The sequence below is a fragment of the Arthrobacter sp. E3 genome (assembly GCF_017353415.1).
GTDB lineage: Bacteria > Actinomycetota > Actinomycetes > Actinomycetales > Micrococcaceae > Specibacter.
Map to the genome: position 1 here is coordinate 1 of NZ_JAFMPX010000012.1, position 15,469 is coordinate 15,469.

Annotated in this window: 11 protein-coding genes and 1 riboswitch; of the genes, 5 read left to right on the top strand and 6 right to left on the bottom strand. The window is 61.0% G+C overall.

Features of this window, described 5'->3' with window-relative positions; all coding sequences use genetic code 11:
- Positions 1 to 833: 833 nt before the first annotated feature.
- Complete coding sequence (locus tag JMA46_RS07145) at positions 834 to 2,471, bottom strand: ABC-F family ATP-binding cassette domain-containing protein (RefSeq protein WP_207344654.1); 1,638 nt, start codon at positions 2,469 to 2,471, stop codon at positions 834 to 836.
- Between the two features lie 139 nt (positions 2,472 to 2,610).
- Positions 2,611 to 2,728: riboswitch (SAM riboswitch) on the top strand.
- 30 nt (positions 2,729 to 2,758) lie between these two features.
- Between JMA46_RS07145 and JMA46_RS07150 the strand changes: the two genes are divergently transcribed.
- On the top strand, positions 2,759 to 3,319 hold the full coding sequence (locus JMA46_RS07150; protein ID WP_247647124.1) for an OsmC family protein: 561 nt from the start codon (positions 2,759 to 2,761) through the stop codon (positions 3,317 to 3,319).
- 18 nt (positions 3,320 to 3,337) lie between these two features.
- Here JMA46_RS07150 and JMA46_RS07155 read toward each other — a convergent pair whose 3' ends face one another.
- On the bottom strand, positions 3,338 to 4,006 hold the full coding sequence (locus tag JMA46_RS07155; RefSeq protein WP_207344656.1) for a GntR family transcriptional regulator: 669 nt from the start codon (positions 4,004 to 4,006) through the stop codon (positions 3,338 to 3,340).
- Between the two features lie 272 nt (positions 4,007 to 4,278).
- Here JMA46_RS07155 and JMA46_RS07160 point away from each other — a divergent pair, with 272 nt between their 5' ends.
- The 4 genes from JMA46_RS07160 to JMA46_RS07175 all read left to right on the top strand — a co-directional run bounded on the left by JMA46_RS07160 (position 4,279) and on the right by JMA46_RS07175 (position 8,654).
- Positions 4,279 to 5,286 (top strand): 1-aminocyclopropane-1-carboxylate deaminase, encoded by a 1,008-nt coding sequence (locus JMA46_RS07160; protein ID WP_207344657.1) that lies wholly within the window; start codon positions 4,279 to 4,281, stop codon positions 5,284 to 5,286.
- Positions 5,287 to 5,420: 134 nt separating this feature from the next.
- Positions 5,421 to 5,564, top strand: coding sequence for a hypothetical protein (locus JMA46_RS07165; protein WP_207344658.1), 144 nt, complete (start codon positions 5,421 to 5,423; stop codon positions 5,562 to 5,564).
- Positions 5,565 to 5,672: 108 nt separating this feature from the next.
- Entirely contained in the window at positions 5,673 to 6,722 is a 1,050-nt protein-coding gene (locus JMA46_RS07170; RefSeq protein ID WP_207344659.1) for an LLM class flavin-dependent oxidoreductase, read from the top strand.
- 258 nt (positions 6,723 to 6,980) lie between these two features.
- Positions 6,981 to 8,654: a ribonuclease J gene (locus tag JMA46_RS07175; protein ID WP_247647126.1), complete on the top strand. Its 1,674-nt coding sequence runs from the start codon at positions 6,981 to 6,983 to the stop codon at positions 8,652 to 8,654.
- Between the two features lie 147 nt (positions 8,655 to 8,801).
- Here JMA46_RS07175 and JMA46_RS07180 read toward each other — a convergent pair whose 3' ends face one another.
- The 4 genes from JMA46_RS07180 to JMA46_RS07195 are packed head-to-tail and all read right to left on the bottom strand — an operon-like array spanning position 8,802 to position 15,427.
- Positions 8,802 to 9,968: a DUF3322 and DUF2220 domain-containing protein gene (locus JMA46_RS07180; RefSeq protein WP_207344660.1), complete on the bottom strand. Its 1,167-nt coding sequence runs from the start codon at positions 9,966 to 9,968 to the stop codon at positions 8,802 to 8,804.
- Positions 9,958 to 13,341, bottom strand: a complete 3,384-nt coding sequence (locus tag JMA46_RS07185) for an SbcC/MukB-like Walker B domain-containing protein (protein ID WP_207344661.1) — start codon at positions 13,339 to 13,341, stop codon at positions 9,958 to 9,960. The genes JMA46_RS07180 and JMA46_RS07185 overlap by 11 nt, the downstream gene beginning before the upstream one ends.
- The gene (locus JMA46_RS07190; protein WP_247647128.1) at positions 13,338 to 13,988 is read right to left on the bottom strand and encodes a DUF4194 domain-containing protein; all 651 of its coding nucleotides are present in this window, start codon (positions 13,986 to 13,988) and stop codon (positions 13,338 to 13,340) included. Before JMA46_RS07190 ends, JMA46_RS07185 begins: the two co-directional genes overlap by 4 nt.
- Positions 13,985 to 15,427, bottom strand: coding sequence for a DUF3375 domain-containing protein (locus JMA46_RS07195; protein ID WP_207344662.1), 1,443 nt, complete (start codon positions 15,425 to 15,427; stop codon positions 13,985 to 13,987). Before JMA46_RS07195 ends, JMA46_RS07190 begins: the two co-directional genes overlap by 4 nt.
- Positions 15,428 to 15,469: the final 42 nt, after the last annotated feature.

Consider the following 15,469-nt stretch of genomic DNA (forward strand, 5'->3'; position numbering starts at 1 on the left):
ACACCCCGAAAGATTCCGCCGGCCACCCACCACACCAGCCCCCGCCAAACACGTCGGCATCAACCTACCCAAACCACAAACACCACAAAAACTAGCCAAGTGACTCAACACAGCTTGACAATTTTCGGCTGATTCAAATGCGCGCAACTGTGCCATGCCACTGGGGCCTGCACCAATGATTCCGACTCGCAATGACATGCTGCTCTCCTCATCACTTGGATAAATTGTGCCGACAAATACCGACGCTTCGAATCCATGTCGGGCTTACGATTCCAGTGAGATGGTCGCTGGAAGTTTTTCTTGGCCGGAGATGGCCTGCAGTCCCAGTTGGACTGCCAACGGCCGGAGCAAGCGACGATAGAAGCTTCGTAGAAAACTATATAACCAGTGTTGCCGACATCGACCACCGTCCCTTTGGATGCCTACGCGCGGGCAACCCGCAACCTCGCCAACCGTGGCAATATCAGCCCACGCTCAGAATTTATACCCGATCCATCTCACTGGAATCGTAAGCCCGATCCATGTCCGCCAAAAAGAATCGGAGCGTGTCAAAAGGCGCATCCTCGGCGGAACATCAAGGCGCGGTGTGCGCGCGGGCAGGCGTTGCTGCAGTAAATAACCGGCGGATGGCCGCCGGCGGTTCCAAGGCTCAATCGCCGCTAGTGACGGGCTGGAACCGGTCGTGGTGCAAGCGTGCACCAGGATTCGATAAGCCGTTTGCCGCAGATCCAAGACGCAGCAAACATGTTACCTATTGCAACATTTTAGCTTTCATAAGTCAAAATGTGTGAATTCGTAAGATCTACTAATGTATGAGTTTTGGGCGCTTGACCCTACAGCTCCTGCAGTTGCCCTGCCTTGACCGACCAGCGGGTGTCGAGGCGAACATTTTCCAACAGCCGCCTGTCGTGGGTCACGAGCAACAGGGTTCCCTCATAGCTGTCCAGCGCCTCCTCCAACTGTTCAATGGCAATCAAGTCAAGGTGGTTGGTGGGTTCGTCCAACACCAGCACATTGACGCCGCGTGCTTGTAGCAGGGCCAGGGATGCGCGGGTGCGTTCGCCGGGGGAGAGTGCCCTCATCGCGCTGGTGAACTGGTCCGCCTTGAGTCCAAACTTGGCCAACAGCGTGCGTACCTCGGCTTGATTCATCTCGGGAACCAATGCTTCAAAGGCTGCGCCCAGAGGATCGTGTTCCGGAAACTGGCTGCGAGCCTGGTCAATCTCACCGATGGCAACATTGGCACCCAAGGAGGCGGTTCCGGCGTCGGGCATGGTCCGGCCGAGCAAAAGCCGCAACAGCGTGGACTTGCCAGCGCCGTTGGGGCCGGTGATGCCAATCCGTTCCCCGGCGTTGACCTGGGCCGAGACCGGGCCGAGGGTGAAGCCGCCCTGGCGCACCACTGCGGCGTTCAAGGTGGACACCACCGCGCTGGAGCGCGGCGCAGCACCGATGCTGAACTGCAGCGCCCACTCCTTGCGCGGTTCCTCCACTTCATCCAAGCGGGCGATCCTGGACTCCATCTGGCGAACCTTTTGGGCCTGCTTCTCACTGGATTCGGCGCTGGCGCGGCGACGGATCTTGTCATTGTCCGGATTCTTCTTCATCGCATTGCGCACGCCCTGGGAACTCCATTCGCGCTGCGTCCGGGCACGCCCCACCAAGTCAGCCTTCTTGTCCGCGAACTCGTCGTACGCTTCTCGGGCGTGGCGCTTGGCGATGGCGCGCTCCTCCAGGAAGGAGTCATAGCCGCCGTCGTACACGGCCACCTTTTTTTGCGCCAGGTCCAGTTCCACCACGGAGGTGATGCAGCGGGCCAGGAACTCCCTATCGTGGGAAACCAGCACGACTCCGCCGCGCAGGCCCGTGACGAACTCCTCCAGGCGCGCCAGCCCGGCCAGATCCAAATCATTGGTGGGCTCATCCAGCAGCACGATGTCGAAGCGGCTCAGCAGCAGGGCCGCCAGCGAAACCCTTGCTGCCTGACCGCCGGACAGCCCGGTCATGGCCGCCTCGGGGCCCACCTCCAGCCCCAGTTCGGCCAGCGTGGCGGGGATCCGCTCGTCAAGATCGGCGGCGCCGCACGCCAGCCAGTGGTCAAGGGCGTCGGCATACTTGTCATCGTCGGCGGAATTGCCGGAGCCCAGCGCATCGGCCGCAGCTTCCATGGTTTCGGTGGCCAGTGTGCAGCCCGTCCGGCGGCCAATGTACGCGGCCACGGTTTCACCCTCAAGACGCTCGTGTTCCTGCGGCAGCCAGCCCACAAACGCATCCTGCGGGGCTGTGCTCACTGTGCCGGCCTGCGGCGTCCCTGCCCCGGCGAGCAAGCCAAGCAGCGTTGACTTCCCGGCACCGTTGGCGCCCACTACGCCGATCACATCGCCCGGTGCCACCGTGAAGGAAAGGTTGTTGAACAAGGTGCGGTGTGCGTGGCCCCCGGAGAGGTCCTTCACGACAAGTGTTGCGCTCATGAATCAATCTTAAGTTGCTTCCGGGGCTGACTCTGACGGCAGCGAGGTGAGCTTGCCGCCGTCGTGCATGGAAGAACTGTTGCCCCGTGTGACGCTGGCATTGAAACTGGGAGCCCTGGGCAGGCAGACTGATGGGCAGAATCAAGAGTTTCGACCACAGGCCCTGGCCGGTCGAGCGGCAACCCTCGCCACCATAGTGGGGTGCCCCAGGTGAGGATTCGACGCCCCGGCACCCGCCGCCGGCGTAAGTATGGCGCAGCATGCGCCTTCCCGAACGAAGGAACACCATGACTGAAACAATCATCCGCAGCGAAATCATTGAGACCAGCGACGCTGCAACGCAGCGCTCGGCCCGCTTAGGCGAAGCAGGGACCGCGTGGGCCAAGCGCATTGGCGCCAAAGCCGAGAACGCGAGGCTGAGCTACAAGGTGACAGGGGTTGGCGTGGGCTCGGTGGCCACGCGCATCAGCGCCGGAAACCACCAGTTCACAGTGGATGAGCCCGCCGCGCTGGCTGGTGACGACGTCGCTGCAAGCCCGGTTGAGTATGCGCTGGGCGCCGTCATTGCGTGCCAGGTAGTGGTGTACCGGCTTTACGCCGAGAAATTGGGCATCCAGATCGATGACATCACCATCGACGCCGAGGGTGACTTGGACGTGCGCGGCTTGTTCGGCCTGGACGAGACGGTGCGCCCCGGGTTCAGTGATATCCGGCTGGCCGTGAGCATTTCCGGCCCCGAATCACAGGAACGCTATGAAGAGCTGGGTCGGACAGTTGAAGCCCGCTGCCCCGTGCAGGACCTTTTCAGCAACACCACGCCGCTGAGCGCCGTAGTCACGAAGGTCTAGCTGCCACAGCCGGAAGGACTAGCTGCCGGGAGCTTTTGAATCTGCACTGCGGCCCAGCGACAGCCAGTTCTCCCGGGTGCGCAGGGCCGCACCGTCCGCGTCCCGTGAAGCGGCCAGCGCAATGATCCCGGCATGTGCCGTCACGGAGTGGCGGGCGGCGTGCGAGCTAAAACGCTGGCGCTCCACCCGCCGCACTACCGGCAGCGCAGAGTCCAGCACCGTGGGGATCATGTCATTGCCGCACGCATCAAGGAAGACGGCATGAAATTCGTCATCGGCGGCCAAGGCGGCGTCGACGTCGTCGTTCTTCAAGGCCGCGGCAAACTTGGCATTGGCCGCCGTCATGGACTCCAGCGCAGCATTTTTCAGATCCGGCACAGCAAGGCGCGCAGCGAGTTCGTGCATGGCGGCCACCACCTGCTGCGCGCTGAGCGTCGATTCAGGGTTGAACGGTGCCACGATGGTGGCCCGTCCCGGCTGGGCAATAATCAGGCCGGCCCGTTCCAGCCGCAGCAATGCCTCACGGATAGGGGTGCGGCTGACGCCAAGCCATGCTTCCAGTTCAGGGTCCCGCAACCTTTCACCCGGGGCAAAAGTGCCGTCCACAATGGCGTCGCGAATGGATTCGTACACGTCGTTGCGCAAGAGTGAACGTTTGTGGATCCCTTGGTGCTGGGGTGTGGGCATGCAACATAGGATATATCGCGCGGCGGCGGGTAGGGTCACTTTTGATGGGGTAACGCGTTCATTCTGCAGCTGATGCGGGTTGCTGACCTCGGGGTTCATTCGTACTGCAGCTCAGGCGGGTGCTGCGCCTCGGCACCCGCCTGAGCTGCAGTATGGACGCCGTCTTCTGCCAGTAAACCCTTGACACGCCCTAGGTTTGCGTATCCAATATATTGCATACGCAAAATTAGTATCGGCAGCACAATGCCGACACAACTTGAAAAGGAAATCCCGTGGCAATCTCTGATTTTGAGCGGTACCCGCTGACCTTCGGCCCCAGCCCCATCCACGACCTGCCGCGGCTCAGTGCGCACCTTGGCGGGGCGAATATCTGGGCCAAGCGCGAGGATGTGAACAGTGGTCTGGCTTTTGGCGGGAACAAGACCCGCAAGCTTGAGTACATCGTCCCGGATGCCATTGCGCAGGGAGCCGACACGCTCGTTTCCATCGGCGGTTACCAGTCCAACCACACCCGTCAGGTTGCCGCCGTGGCTGCGAAGATCGGCATGAAGGCCCGCCTCGTGCAGGAAAACTGGGTTGACTGGCCGGACCCCCTTTCGGACCGTGTGGGCAACATCCAGCTGTCACGCATCATGGGTGCAGATGTCCGCCTTGACGCTGCGGGATTCGATATTGGCATCCGCAGCAGCTGGGAACAGGCCATCAAGGACGTTGAAGACGCCGGCGGCAAGCCATACCCTATCCCCGCCGGGGCCTCAGAACACCATTTGGGTGGTTTGGGCTTTGCGAACTGGGCCTACGAGGTGGAGATGCAGGAGAAGGAACTGGGCATCTTCTTCGACACCATTGTGGTCTGCACCGTCACCGGCTCCACCCATGCCGGGATGATCGCCGGATTTGCCGGCCAGGACCGGCCGCGGCGCATCATTGGCATCGACGCGTCCGCCACCATCGAAAAGACCCGCGCACAAGTGAGTCGGATTGCCCGGCATACCGCGCAACTGATCGGTCTGGATCGGAAACTGCGCGATGATGAGATCACCGTCTTGGAAGGCTGGGCCGGAGACTTCTACGGCATCCCCGTTAAATCCACCCTAGACGCCATCCACCTCACCGGCTCGTTGGAAGGGATGATCATCGACCCCGTGTATGAAGGCAAATCGATGGCCGGGCTCATTGACCTTGTTCGCACCAAGGACATCCCCGAAACCAGCAACGTACTCTACGCCCACCTCGGAGGCCAGCTGGCCCTCAACGCCTACAGTGGGCTGTTCCGCTAAGCGAGTTCTGACGGCTAAGCGAGTTCTGATGGCGCCACTGTTGGGCCTGCAACAATCGGCGTAACGTTGATCGAGGGGGCAGTTTGGGCCGCACGACCTGAACCGGTTCTACTGCTGAAGGAGCGTTGGAGAAGATGCCAGACAAACAGCCGCACCATCACGAACACAAGAAGCTGGACAAGGGTCACGCAATCAAGGCAAAGCGTGCGGAAAAGAAAGCCCGCGGCGCAGTTGACGAATCAGCAGATCCGGTGGCCCACATGACCAAAAAACGCTGACAAGCTGCTTCCCCTGGCCCCGCTGCTGGCAGGCATTTTTACCGCTGTGTGATGGTGGTTCATGCGTCTGCATGGAATAACCGGGGCCGGGCAGGCGTTGCAGCAAGCATGAAACGCATCGGATTTCTTTCCTTTGGGCACTATGGCCCAGACCGTGGATCCCAGAGCAATGCGGCTGCTGACGCGCTGCATCAGGCGATCGACCTTTCCATGGCAGCCGAGGAACTGGGCATCGACGGGGCTTTCTTCCGCGTGCACCACTTTGCCCGCCAGCAGGCTGCGCCCTTCCCGCTGCTGGCCGCCATAGCCGCCCGCACCAGCCGGATTGAAATTGGCACGGGCGTCATTGACATGCGTTATGAAAACCCGCTCTACATGGCCGAGCAGGCGGCTGCCACCGACCTCATCAGCGACGGGCGCCTGCAACTGGGTGTCAGCAGGGGATCCCCCGAGCCGGCCGCCCACGGTGCAGCAGACTTTGGCCACCACCCGCTCGACGGCGAATCACAGGCCGACATGGCCAGGCGGCACACTGCTGAGTTCCGGCACGCCATCAGCGGCGCAGACGTTGCCGAAGCTGCCGAACACACCGCGGTGGACCATGGCTCGCTTCAAGATAAACGGTTGCTGCGCATCGAACCCCAGTCACCTGGCCTTTCCCGGCGCATCTGGTGGGGAGCAGGCTCGCGCGGCACCGCGGTGTGGGCGGCGCGGCAGGGCATGAACTTGATGAGTTCGACGCTGCTCACCGAAGATACCGGCATCCCCTTCGACCAGCTGCAGGCCGAGCAAATACAGCTGTTCCGGGATGAGTGGGCCGCGGCAGGCCATGATTTCACACCGCGCGTTTCCGTCAGCCGCAGTGTGATTCCCATCGTTGATGATGTGGACAACATGTACTTCGGTCTGCGTGCCCAGGCTGACAGCAGCGACCAGGTGGGTGTGATCGACGGCTTTCTCTCACGCTTTGGGAAGAGCTATATCGGGGATCCTGCGGACATTGCCCGCGACCTTGCCGCAGATGCTGCCGTCCAGGCAGCCGACACGCTCATGCTCACTGTGCCAAACCAGCTTGGTGTTGCTTACAACACCAAGATGCTGGCCAACATTGCCGAGTACATCGCCCCGGCCATCGGTTGGGAACCGGCCATCGCATAAGGCTCTGCGGGGGTAATCCCGGTAGCAGCCAACCGCGTCGAAACGTTGAGGCAAGTGCTCAACGGGAGTGCCGCCGTCGTGCTTCCCGGGCGGTCTGTGGCACATGGCAGTTACTGCGCGGCGGCGGTGGTAAAATCGGCTGAGGGAAAACCCGAATTTTTTTGCGATACCGGAGCTACACCTGGCCGAATGCATCGCACCAGAAGGCAGTGCACCATCGCCTGCCCGCCACCCACGACACGACAGAGTCTGGAATCCATGAGAAGAACACCACGCCGGACCCCGCCCACCTTGGAAGACGGCGCAATGCGCATCGTCGCCCTTGGCGGACTGGGGGAGATCGGCCGCAATATGACCGTCTTCGAATTCGCAGGAAAATTGCTGATTGTTGACTGCGGGGTGCTTTTCCCCGAAGAGCACCACCCAGGCGTCGATCTGATCCTTCCCGATTTTTCCTATTTGAAGGACAGATGGCAGGACGTTGTCGGCCTGGTCCTGACCCACGGCCACGAGGACCACATTGGCGGTGTGCCGTACCTGCTCAAGGAGCGCGGCGACATTCCGGTCATCTCCGCCAAACTGACCTTGGCCTTCGTGAAGACCAAGCTCGACGAGCACCGGATCAAGGCCAAGATGATCCAAGTCAAGGAAGGCGACCGTCGCAAGTTCGGCCCGTTCGACGTCGAATTCCTGGCAGTGAACCACTCCATCCCGGACGGTCTGGCTGTTGCCATCCGCACACCGGCCGGCCTGGTGTTGGAAACCGGTGACTTCAAGATGGACCAGTTCCCGCTGGACAAGCGCATCACCGACCTGGCTGGCTTTGCCCGCCTGGGCGAGGAAGGCGTGGACCTGTTCCTGCCTGACTCCACCAATGCCGAGGTTCCGGGCTTCCTAGCCGCCGAAGCCGATCTGATTCCAGCCATTGATGCCGTCATGCGCACCGCGCCGCGCCGCGTGGTGGTCTCCAGCTTCGCCAGCCACGTCCACCGCATCCAGCAGATCATCGACTCTGCCCACAAGTACAACCGCAAGATCGCGTTTGTGGGCCGCTCCATGGTGCGCAACATGACCACGGCGCGCGAGCTGGGCTACTTGAAGATCCCGCGCGGCATGCTCGTCGACGCCAAGGAATTGGAGAAGATGGCCCCGAACAAGGCCGTCCTCATCTGCACCGGTTCACAGGGTGAACCGATGGCAGCACTGGCGCGCATGGCAAACGGTGACCACCAGATCAACCTGACCGAGGGCGACACCGTCCTGCTGGCCAGCTCGCTGGTGCCCGGTAACGAGTCCTCGATCTACCGCTTGATCAACGACCTCACCAAGCAGGGCGCCAATGTGATCCACAAGGGCAATGCAAAGGTCCACGTCTCCGGCCACGCCAGTGCCGGCGAACTTGTTTACTGCTACAACTTGGTCCGTCCGCGCAACGTCATGCCGGTGCACGGTGAATATCGCCACCTCAAGGCCAACGCCGAACTTGCCATCCGCACCGGTGTTGACCCCAAGAACGCGTTCATTGTTGAAGACGGCACCACCATTGATCTCAAGGGTGGCGTGGCGAAGGTGACCGGCAGCGTTCCGGCCGCCTACGTGTATGTGGAGAACATGGTTGCCGGTGCGGCAACTGAGGAATCTCTGCAGGACCGCCTCCGTTTGGGTGCAGACGGTGCCGTTACACTGCTGCTGATTGTCAACCCGGACACCGGCAAGATCGAAGAAGACCCGGAATTCTTCCCGGTGGGCTTTAACTTGACGGCCAAGGACCTGGAAAAGGCCACGGGCATCGTGGAAAAGACCATCTCCGGACTTCGCAGCGAGAAGACAGGACCCGTGGCGGAGAAGGCCATTGCCGATGCGCTGCTGCGCTGGTCCGACAGGGCGCTGCGCCGCAAGCCGGTCTACACCGTCATCATCGTGGACGCGTAAACCGCACCATCTCTAAAGGGCCCGGATGGTGCCCATGTCCCTTGCGGATGTGGGCGCTGCCCGGGCCCATTGCTGTAACCGGCCTCATTGCCGGCAAGGAAGCAATGTGGGAGGTTTTCGGTGACTACCGTCAGAAGCTGATTGATGTCACTGGAGCAGGCGCTCCATCACGTGGTCCCAATGCAGCAGTTCCTGTTCCAAGCGAAGCTGCGGAGCGAACGTGCCGGCCTGCAGTGCCGCATACAAGGCACTTTCTGCTGGGCCCAAGTGCGTCAGTGCGGCATGAGTCGGAGTGTCCTCGCGCCCCCAAAAGTCGCGGTGGGCCAGCAGTGTTTGCTGATCCATCAGGATGCTGCGCACGTGCGGGTGGTGGGCACGCAACTGGTCAAGGATGTGGAAGCCATGCGTGTCAATGTCACCCCAATAAAGCACCTCAACATCCTTTAGCCATGCCGCACCCCCGAGCGCAGCAAAGCCATATCCGCCACCAAAAACGGCCAACGCCCGGGTAGTAGTGGGCAGGGCTAAGAAGTTGACCAGATTCTCGGTGGCGATGACACGGTCCATGTCCAGTTGCAGGGCAGCAAATCCCGCAGCCGTCACTTCCACGTCCGCCATGCCGGGTACAGGTATCTGGGTGGGGTCTAAAAACCGGATCCGGACCCTGTCCGGTGCTGCCAAGAAGCCGTGCCGGCGGGCATAATTCTTTCCGGACAGTACCCGTTCCGGTGCCAGGGTTGAAATCATCTCGTCGATGATCCGACGGTGAGTTTCCACGAATTTGGTGTGCACACCCGGAAGTGTCAATTGCCTCAGGTGGATTCCCGGATGCGGGTTGGCCGCCAGCCAGATGGCCACACGGGCCGCAACCAACGCGTCCTCACCCTGCTTGAGTAGTTCAAGCGGTCGGCGTAATGTCCAAGCCGACAACCCGGCGTCGAGATTCATCACGCGCTCCCGAAGTTCCGCAAATCGCGTTGCCTTATGGCTCAGCCCCAGAAACGTGATCTCGTCGGCCGCACTGCCAAATACGGCGGCCGACGGCACTGTGTTTGCCCCGATGGTGTTCGCTCCAACGGAAACGCGCTCCAATGAACCCCCTCTCAACCCCTGTTCCCAAGAGGAGGCCCATGCCGCGGCCAAGGCGTAGTCAGTCCGCAACTGGGTGGCGCTGGGATGCCTGATGGCACGACGGCGAGGATGCAGTCCTGATGGTGCGCTCATCTCGCGCAGCAGCTCACCATTGTTCCAAGACCGAAGCGAAGCGGCCCGGACATCTGCCGGGGTGCTCCACAGGTGGGGGTCAGCTGCCACGTTTGTCCCGCTCCGCCCGGTATTCGTGAATTGTCATGTTGCGCAGCTGGGAATCTTCTCCTGACCCGTTGGCCACGAAGCCCACATTGGCCACAAACGGCTCAATGACATGGATTTTTTGCAGCGGTGTGACAATGAGCAGCTGAAGCTTGAGCCTCTTGAACAGTTCCAACCCGTACTTGGCAGATTCGTCGGAGCCACGGCCAAATGCCTCGTCAATGACAACGAAACGGAAGGAACGCTGGTTGCCCGGACCGGCCGCGATGCCAAACTGGAACGCCAAGGCAGCCGCCAAGATGGTGTAGGCCAGCTTCTCTTTTTGACCACCGGACTTGCCGCCGGAATCCGTGAAGTGTTCGTGTTCCTCACCCGTTTGGGTCCACTTTTCCGAAGCGGAGAACGTAAACCAGTTACGCACATCAGTGACCTTGGCGGTCCAGCGCTCGTCAAGGTTGGTCAGGCCGACCCTGCCGCGAAAGCGCTCCACCAGGGCCTCAACCTGCAGGAATTTCTGTTCAGAGTACTGCTGCTCCAGAGCGCCGATGGAGCCTTCCGAACAGGCCCGCAGGTCAGCACCGAACTCGCGCACCTCGGCGTCGGAGGTTGGTTGTGGTTCCAGCTGGATGTGCCGGCCCGTGTTGTACTCGATCCGTGCCAGAGACTGGTTGATTTCGTCGATGCGGGAGACGATGTCCTGCCGGCGGGAATCGAGGAACGCGTTGAAGGCCACGATCTCATGGATGGTATTTTGCGTGAGGGATTCCTTGAACCTCTCGGCAAAGCGGGGGAGGTCATTGTCCACCAACTGCTCCAGGATTATGTTGAAATCCCCGGCCGCCTCCAGCGACGCATCCAGCTCGGTGGTCTCTGCCGGATACTTGTTCCGGAAATCCACCATGAAACGGATGGTGGTCTCTGCCGCCCGGATCACTTGTTTGTTTACGGCGTCGATGGTCGCCGTCAGTTTATCCCTGACTTTACTTTCCATCCTTGCCGTGTTCTTGTACGTCAGTACCTCAGCCCCGAGTGCCGTCTCGACCAAGGTGTCCAGCTCAGCAAGCAGGCTGGTTCCGGACGTTAGGGGCGCGCTAGCGAGGGAATCCTTGCAGTCGGCGATCTGCTCTGTAATGGCGTTGATCTCTGCCGTGTGGGAACCGATGCGGCGGTCCAATGCACTGAGTTTGTCATTGGCCTTTGCCAGCCGCAGACCCGTTGCGGATTCGCGTTCCGTGAGCTCGCGCAAGATGTCGCTGGAGGACTCCAACGCTGATTTTTCGTGGGCCAAGTCTTCCATGGTCCTAGCCGTGGTGCGCCAGTCCAAGTTGGAAAAGCCAGCGATGGCAGACACCGTGCCGATGAGTTGCTGCTGGCGTCCTAGATTGCCCAGTTGGGAATCGATGCGGCCTAACCCGTCGGTAGCCGTGCGAACTTGTCCCTCGGCTTTGTCCATAGCGGCGCGGAGCCGGGCAATTTTATCGTGGTTGTCCCAGCCCAGGACATAGTTGGAGCGGTCAGTGAGTTCCTTGCGGTCGTCCTTCTCGTGCCGCCCCCCGCCACTCTTAAGCTGGCCGTTGATGGACAGCGCCTTCGGATAGCGGCGGAAGTCTGCCATGGTTTCGCAGCACTGGTGGTCAAAGCGGCGACCCAGTTCGTTGAGCAGAAAATCCCGGAAGCTGGTACCGGGTTTGATGCTGATCTTCCCCGCCAACGTATCCACAGCGGCGGAGGACGAGGCGGGTTTCTCCCCCACTTTCAGGTAGACCAGCCGAGCCCTCAGATTATGGCTGTCAACCCACTCGCTGACGGCCGGGTAGTGCCCATCGGTCACCAACAATGACAGCGCGAAGCCATGCAGGGTGCGTTCGGCCGCACCTTCCCATGCGGACTCGGATTCACGCACGCGCAGCAGTTCCCCGGCAAACGGCAGCTCCGCTTCCGGGATGCCGGTTCCGTCGCACAGTTTCTTGCGCAGCGCGATGAGCCAAGCCGGAAGTAGATTCTGCCGATTCAGCAGGCTCTTCAACTCGGACTTGTGGTCCCCGGCCAGCTCGGAAGCCTCGGCACGCTGACGATCCAGGACGGTTCGCTGTTTCTGCAACTCCGTGTTGGCTTCGAACAGCCGTTTCTCGACCCCGGGCAGGGCCACCGCGTTGGCGTCGAAGACCACTTGGTCCTCGGGCTCGAACAAGCCGAGGACCGTTGCTGCCTCTGAATAGGATGTGTAGCGCTGGCGCTGAGCTGAAGAATCGATGGCCAAGCGGGCCAGCTCGCCTTCGATGGCGGCGATACGGCCGCCGCCGCTGTTGCGGATGTCATCGCGGAGATCGGCCAGTTCACGGTTGAGGCTGCCGACTGTGGCCGTCAGTGTGTTTCGTTCCGAAGTGACCTTGGCTGCAGCGTGTTGCACCTCTTGCAAATGTGCCTCGCTCAACTCCAACCTCTTTGTGGTGAACCACGGTGAGAGCTGTTCGCGTTGCCCGTGGGCGCGGGCATAGTCGGCCGTGAGAGTTTGGTGGCGCTCGGCATTGTGCCGGACGGGCTCCAACATCCGGATCTGGTCCTTGGCCTGCAGGACGGCGTCGTGGGCCTTCTTTAAGTCGTCGAAGTGGTGCAACAGATTCTTGATGCGTGTATCAACATCGTCTTCTTCAAGCATGTTGGTGCGCACAAAGTGGGTGATGTTCTCCACCTGTTTCATGGAGACCGTGCGGTGGAACAAGTCCATGGCCTGGGCTGAACCGATGCCAAAGTGGCGCTTGAAGGCGGCGGCATACTTTTCAAAAACGTCAAAGACCGACGCTCCGCCATCACGCAGCCTTCGCTTGAGCTTGGCCATGTCGGTGCCAAAGTCGGAGAAATCCGCCTTGATGCTTTGCTCGCCTTCGGCAATGGAGTAGAAGCGGGTGGGCTGCCCCGCCTCCTGCGTTGCCCACAGCGTGATGGCCAGGCTGACGGTCTTGTCCAAGGCCGCATTGTGAAAAATGCCCAGCACGACGGTGAAGGTGCCCGGGCCGCGGAGTGCAACCGGGCGTGAGGTGTCGCCAATGCCGCTGCGGGCGCTCTTGTGAAAGCCGCGCACATAGGACATGAGGCTGCGTTCCTTCTTTTGCGCCCCAGCGGCCTTGTTGTATTCGATCCTGTTTGCTGGAAGCAACAGCGTGGTGATGGCGTCGACAATGGTGGACTTGCCGGAGCCGATGTCACCTGTGAGCAGGCTGTTTTCACCACCGAGCCGGAACGTGCGCACATCCTTGTTAAAGGTGCCCCAGTTCAGTAGTTCCAAACGGTGCAGCCGGAATCCTGGACGCGCGCCGGCGTCGTCCTCGGTCAGGTCATCCAGGCTAAACAGACCTGGCTGGGTCTGGGTGCTCATGCGGTGGCCCTTTCGGAATGGTTGCCGGTGAGTGCAGAACGGTAGTCGGCAAGCCGGGCGTCGAATTCTTCCAGCCACTGGGCGTCCACGTAGGCCTTGAGAATGCGCGCCACTTCGAAGGTCTGTTCCTGGCCACGCAGTTTGCGCAGGAAGCCCAGTTCAGTGATCTTTTTGATATTGGTGGCCAGCTGGTCTTGGATGCGGGCTTCATTGCTCGATTCGGGCAGGAAGACAGAGACCATGTCCCCGATTTGTTCCGCAGTCAGAATGAGGCGGGTATCGCTATTTTGCGTATCAAACTCGGCGAGCCGGGCGCGCAACAACGCCAGCAGCAGGCTGACATTGAACGTTAGCTGGCGGCGGGGGATGAGCCGGGGCAGCTCGGGATCGGCGTCGGGACTGGACCGGAGGAAGGCATACCCCTCGGTATCGTCGATCACCAGTTCCAGGCCCAGCACGGCCACATAGTCACGTGCCTGTGCGGAGATTTCCAAGAGACGCTGCCAGAGTTTCTCATCTGACTCGCGATACACCACGCCCTTAAAAAGCTTGGTGATGGCCAGGGGTAGGCCGTCCGGAGCCTTGGCAGCTTCGGGGGAGTGCCCACCTTCGGGCATGGTCTTGTCGTCGTTCAGGGCTGGGTTCATGATGGCCTTACGAAGATGATCTGGTCCACAGTGGCCTCGCGCAGGCTGCCGTCGGGCAAGGTCCAGGACAGTGTTTGGGAACGGTCGGAGTTGATGGTGGCCCACATGGATTCGGAGGCCAACTGGAAGTAGGTGACGAGTTCGGCCAGGCCCTGGCTGAGCGGGTAGGCATCGGTGATGTCCGCCAACGTTGCCTGCCCCGCTTCGGTCACGACGGCGTCGATGTTGCCTGCCAGCCGCTGAGGATCAACATGGAACTGTGTGAAGAGTGCGTTTGCGTCCACGTCCAAGTCCTCGGCGACGCCGACGCCGTCGTGGATGGCAATTTGCCTGCTCGGCTCATAAAGAGGACGCTCGAAGGGGAGTGCAACGGGGACGTCATGGCCGGATAGATCGGCGAAGGTGCCCGATGGCAGGTTGGTCCGGACTGCAACAGAGCTGGACTCGATACTGCGAATCAGAGCCATGATGCGTTTGTTTTCCAAGTAGACCTTGTCATCGAGCAGTCGCCGGATTTGAGCGGAGAGCTGGCGGACAGTGGCCTGGGTTTGCTCGACGGCGGGCAGCCAGTCCTTCTGCATGGACGTGATTGATTGCAGTCCATCCTGGTTGGTGAGAGCCTCGATCCGGGTGGCCCGATCCAGGAGTTCGTGGAGTTCGGAGCGCAGTGCCGGGGACATGAGGTAGTCCCAGAAGCCTTGGAAGGTGCGTCCCTGCAAGGATCCGCTGATGTCCTGCTGGGAGGAGAAGATCGACTCAAGAAGATCGCCCTGGCTTCCTTCCCACATGGAAATTTGTTCGCGGAGATTCCGGTCCAGCTTCCGGAAGTTCGTTTCGACTTCGCGGAAGTCAGCGAGAAGGTCCTTGGCCTGCGTCGTGAGCTGGTGGAAGTGGTCTATCGCTTCCGGGCTGCTCATGACAGGAATGTCGCCGGAGCGGATCTGCTGCATTTGGGCGTCGATGTCATCGCGTTGGCGCTGCAGTTCCGCCAGCCTCTCCTCGGGGTCTGTTTCCGAGCCATGAACCAGGGTCTTGAGCAGGTTGAAGATGCTGGAAAGGCGCGACTGCGTGGGGACGAAATCGCGGCCCCGCAGGGCCTCCACCCAGCGGATTACGTCCTCGGTGGCTGCCGTGAGGTCGTAGACAGGTTCGTCTCGGTTGTCTGTGTAAAACTTCCGCAGCCACGCTTTCCCTGGTTCCGCCCAGTCGTCCAGATACTCGGCGGCGGTGCGCGGGAACCGGTCCTCACCCAGGGAGTCACGCAGACTGAAGAGGATGTCCTCCAGCACGTCGATCAGGTCCTGCCGACCCAAGTTGCGCTGGTTGGGAACGGTGAAGGCAGACATGAAGAACGTCAGTGCCAAAGATGCATTTTGGGCACGCAGCAGCGACCATCCCGCGTTAGCCTCACGCAGGGAATTGATCGAAAAGTAGTCCACGGCGCCGCTCCCAAGCCTCTAACTGGATCCATGAACAATCGT

Bases quoted from the DNA above. Each gene is read 5' to 3' on its own strand.
- JMA46_RS07185 (WP_207344661.1), bottom strand. From the start codon at position 13,341: ATGAGCACCCAGACCCAGCCAGGTCTGTTTAGCCTGGATGACCTGACC.
- JMA46_RS07145 (WP_207344654.1), bottom strand. From the start codon at position 2,471: ATGAGCGCAACACTTGTCGTGAAGGACCTCTCCGGGGGCCACGCACAC.
- JMA46_RS07165 (WP_207344658.1), top strand. From the start codon at position 5,421: ATGCCAGACAAACAGCCGCACCATCACGAACACAAGAAGCTGGACAAG.
- JMA46_RS07170 (WP_207344659.1), top strand. From the start codon at position 5,673: ATGAAACGCATCGGATTTCTTTCCTTTGGGCACTATGGCCCAGACCGT.
- JMA46_RS07150 (WP_247647124.1), top strand. From the start codon at position 2,759: ATGACTGAAACAATCATCCGCAGCGAAATCATTGAGACCAGCGACGCT.
- JMA46_RS07175 (WP_247647126.1), top strand. From the start codon at position 6,981: ATGAGAAGAACACCACGCCGGACCCCGCCCACCTTGGAAGACGGCGCA.
- JMA46_RS07190 (WP_247647128.1), bottom strand. From the start codon at position 13,988: ATGAACCCAGCCCTGAACGACGACAAGACCATGCCCGAAGGTGGGCAC.
- JMA46_RS07155 (WP_207344656.1), bottom strand. From the start codon at position 4,006: ATGCCCACACCCCAGCACCAAGGGATCCACAAACGTTCACTCTTGCGC.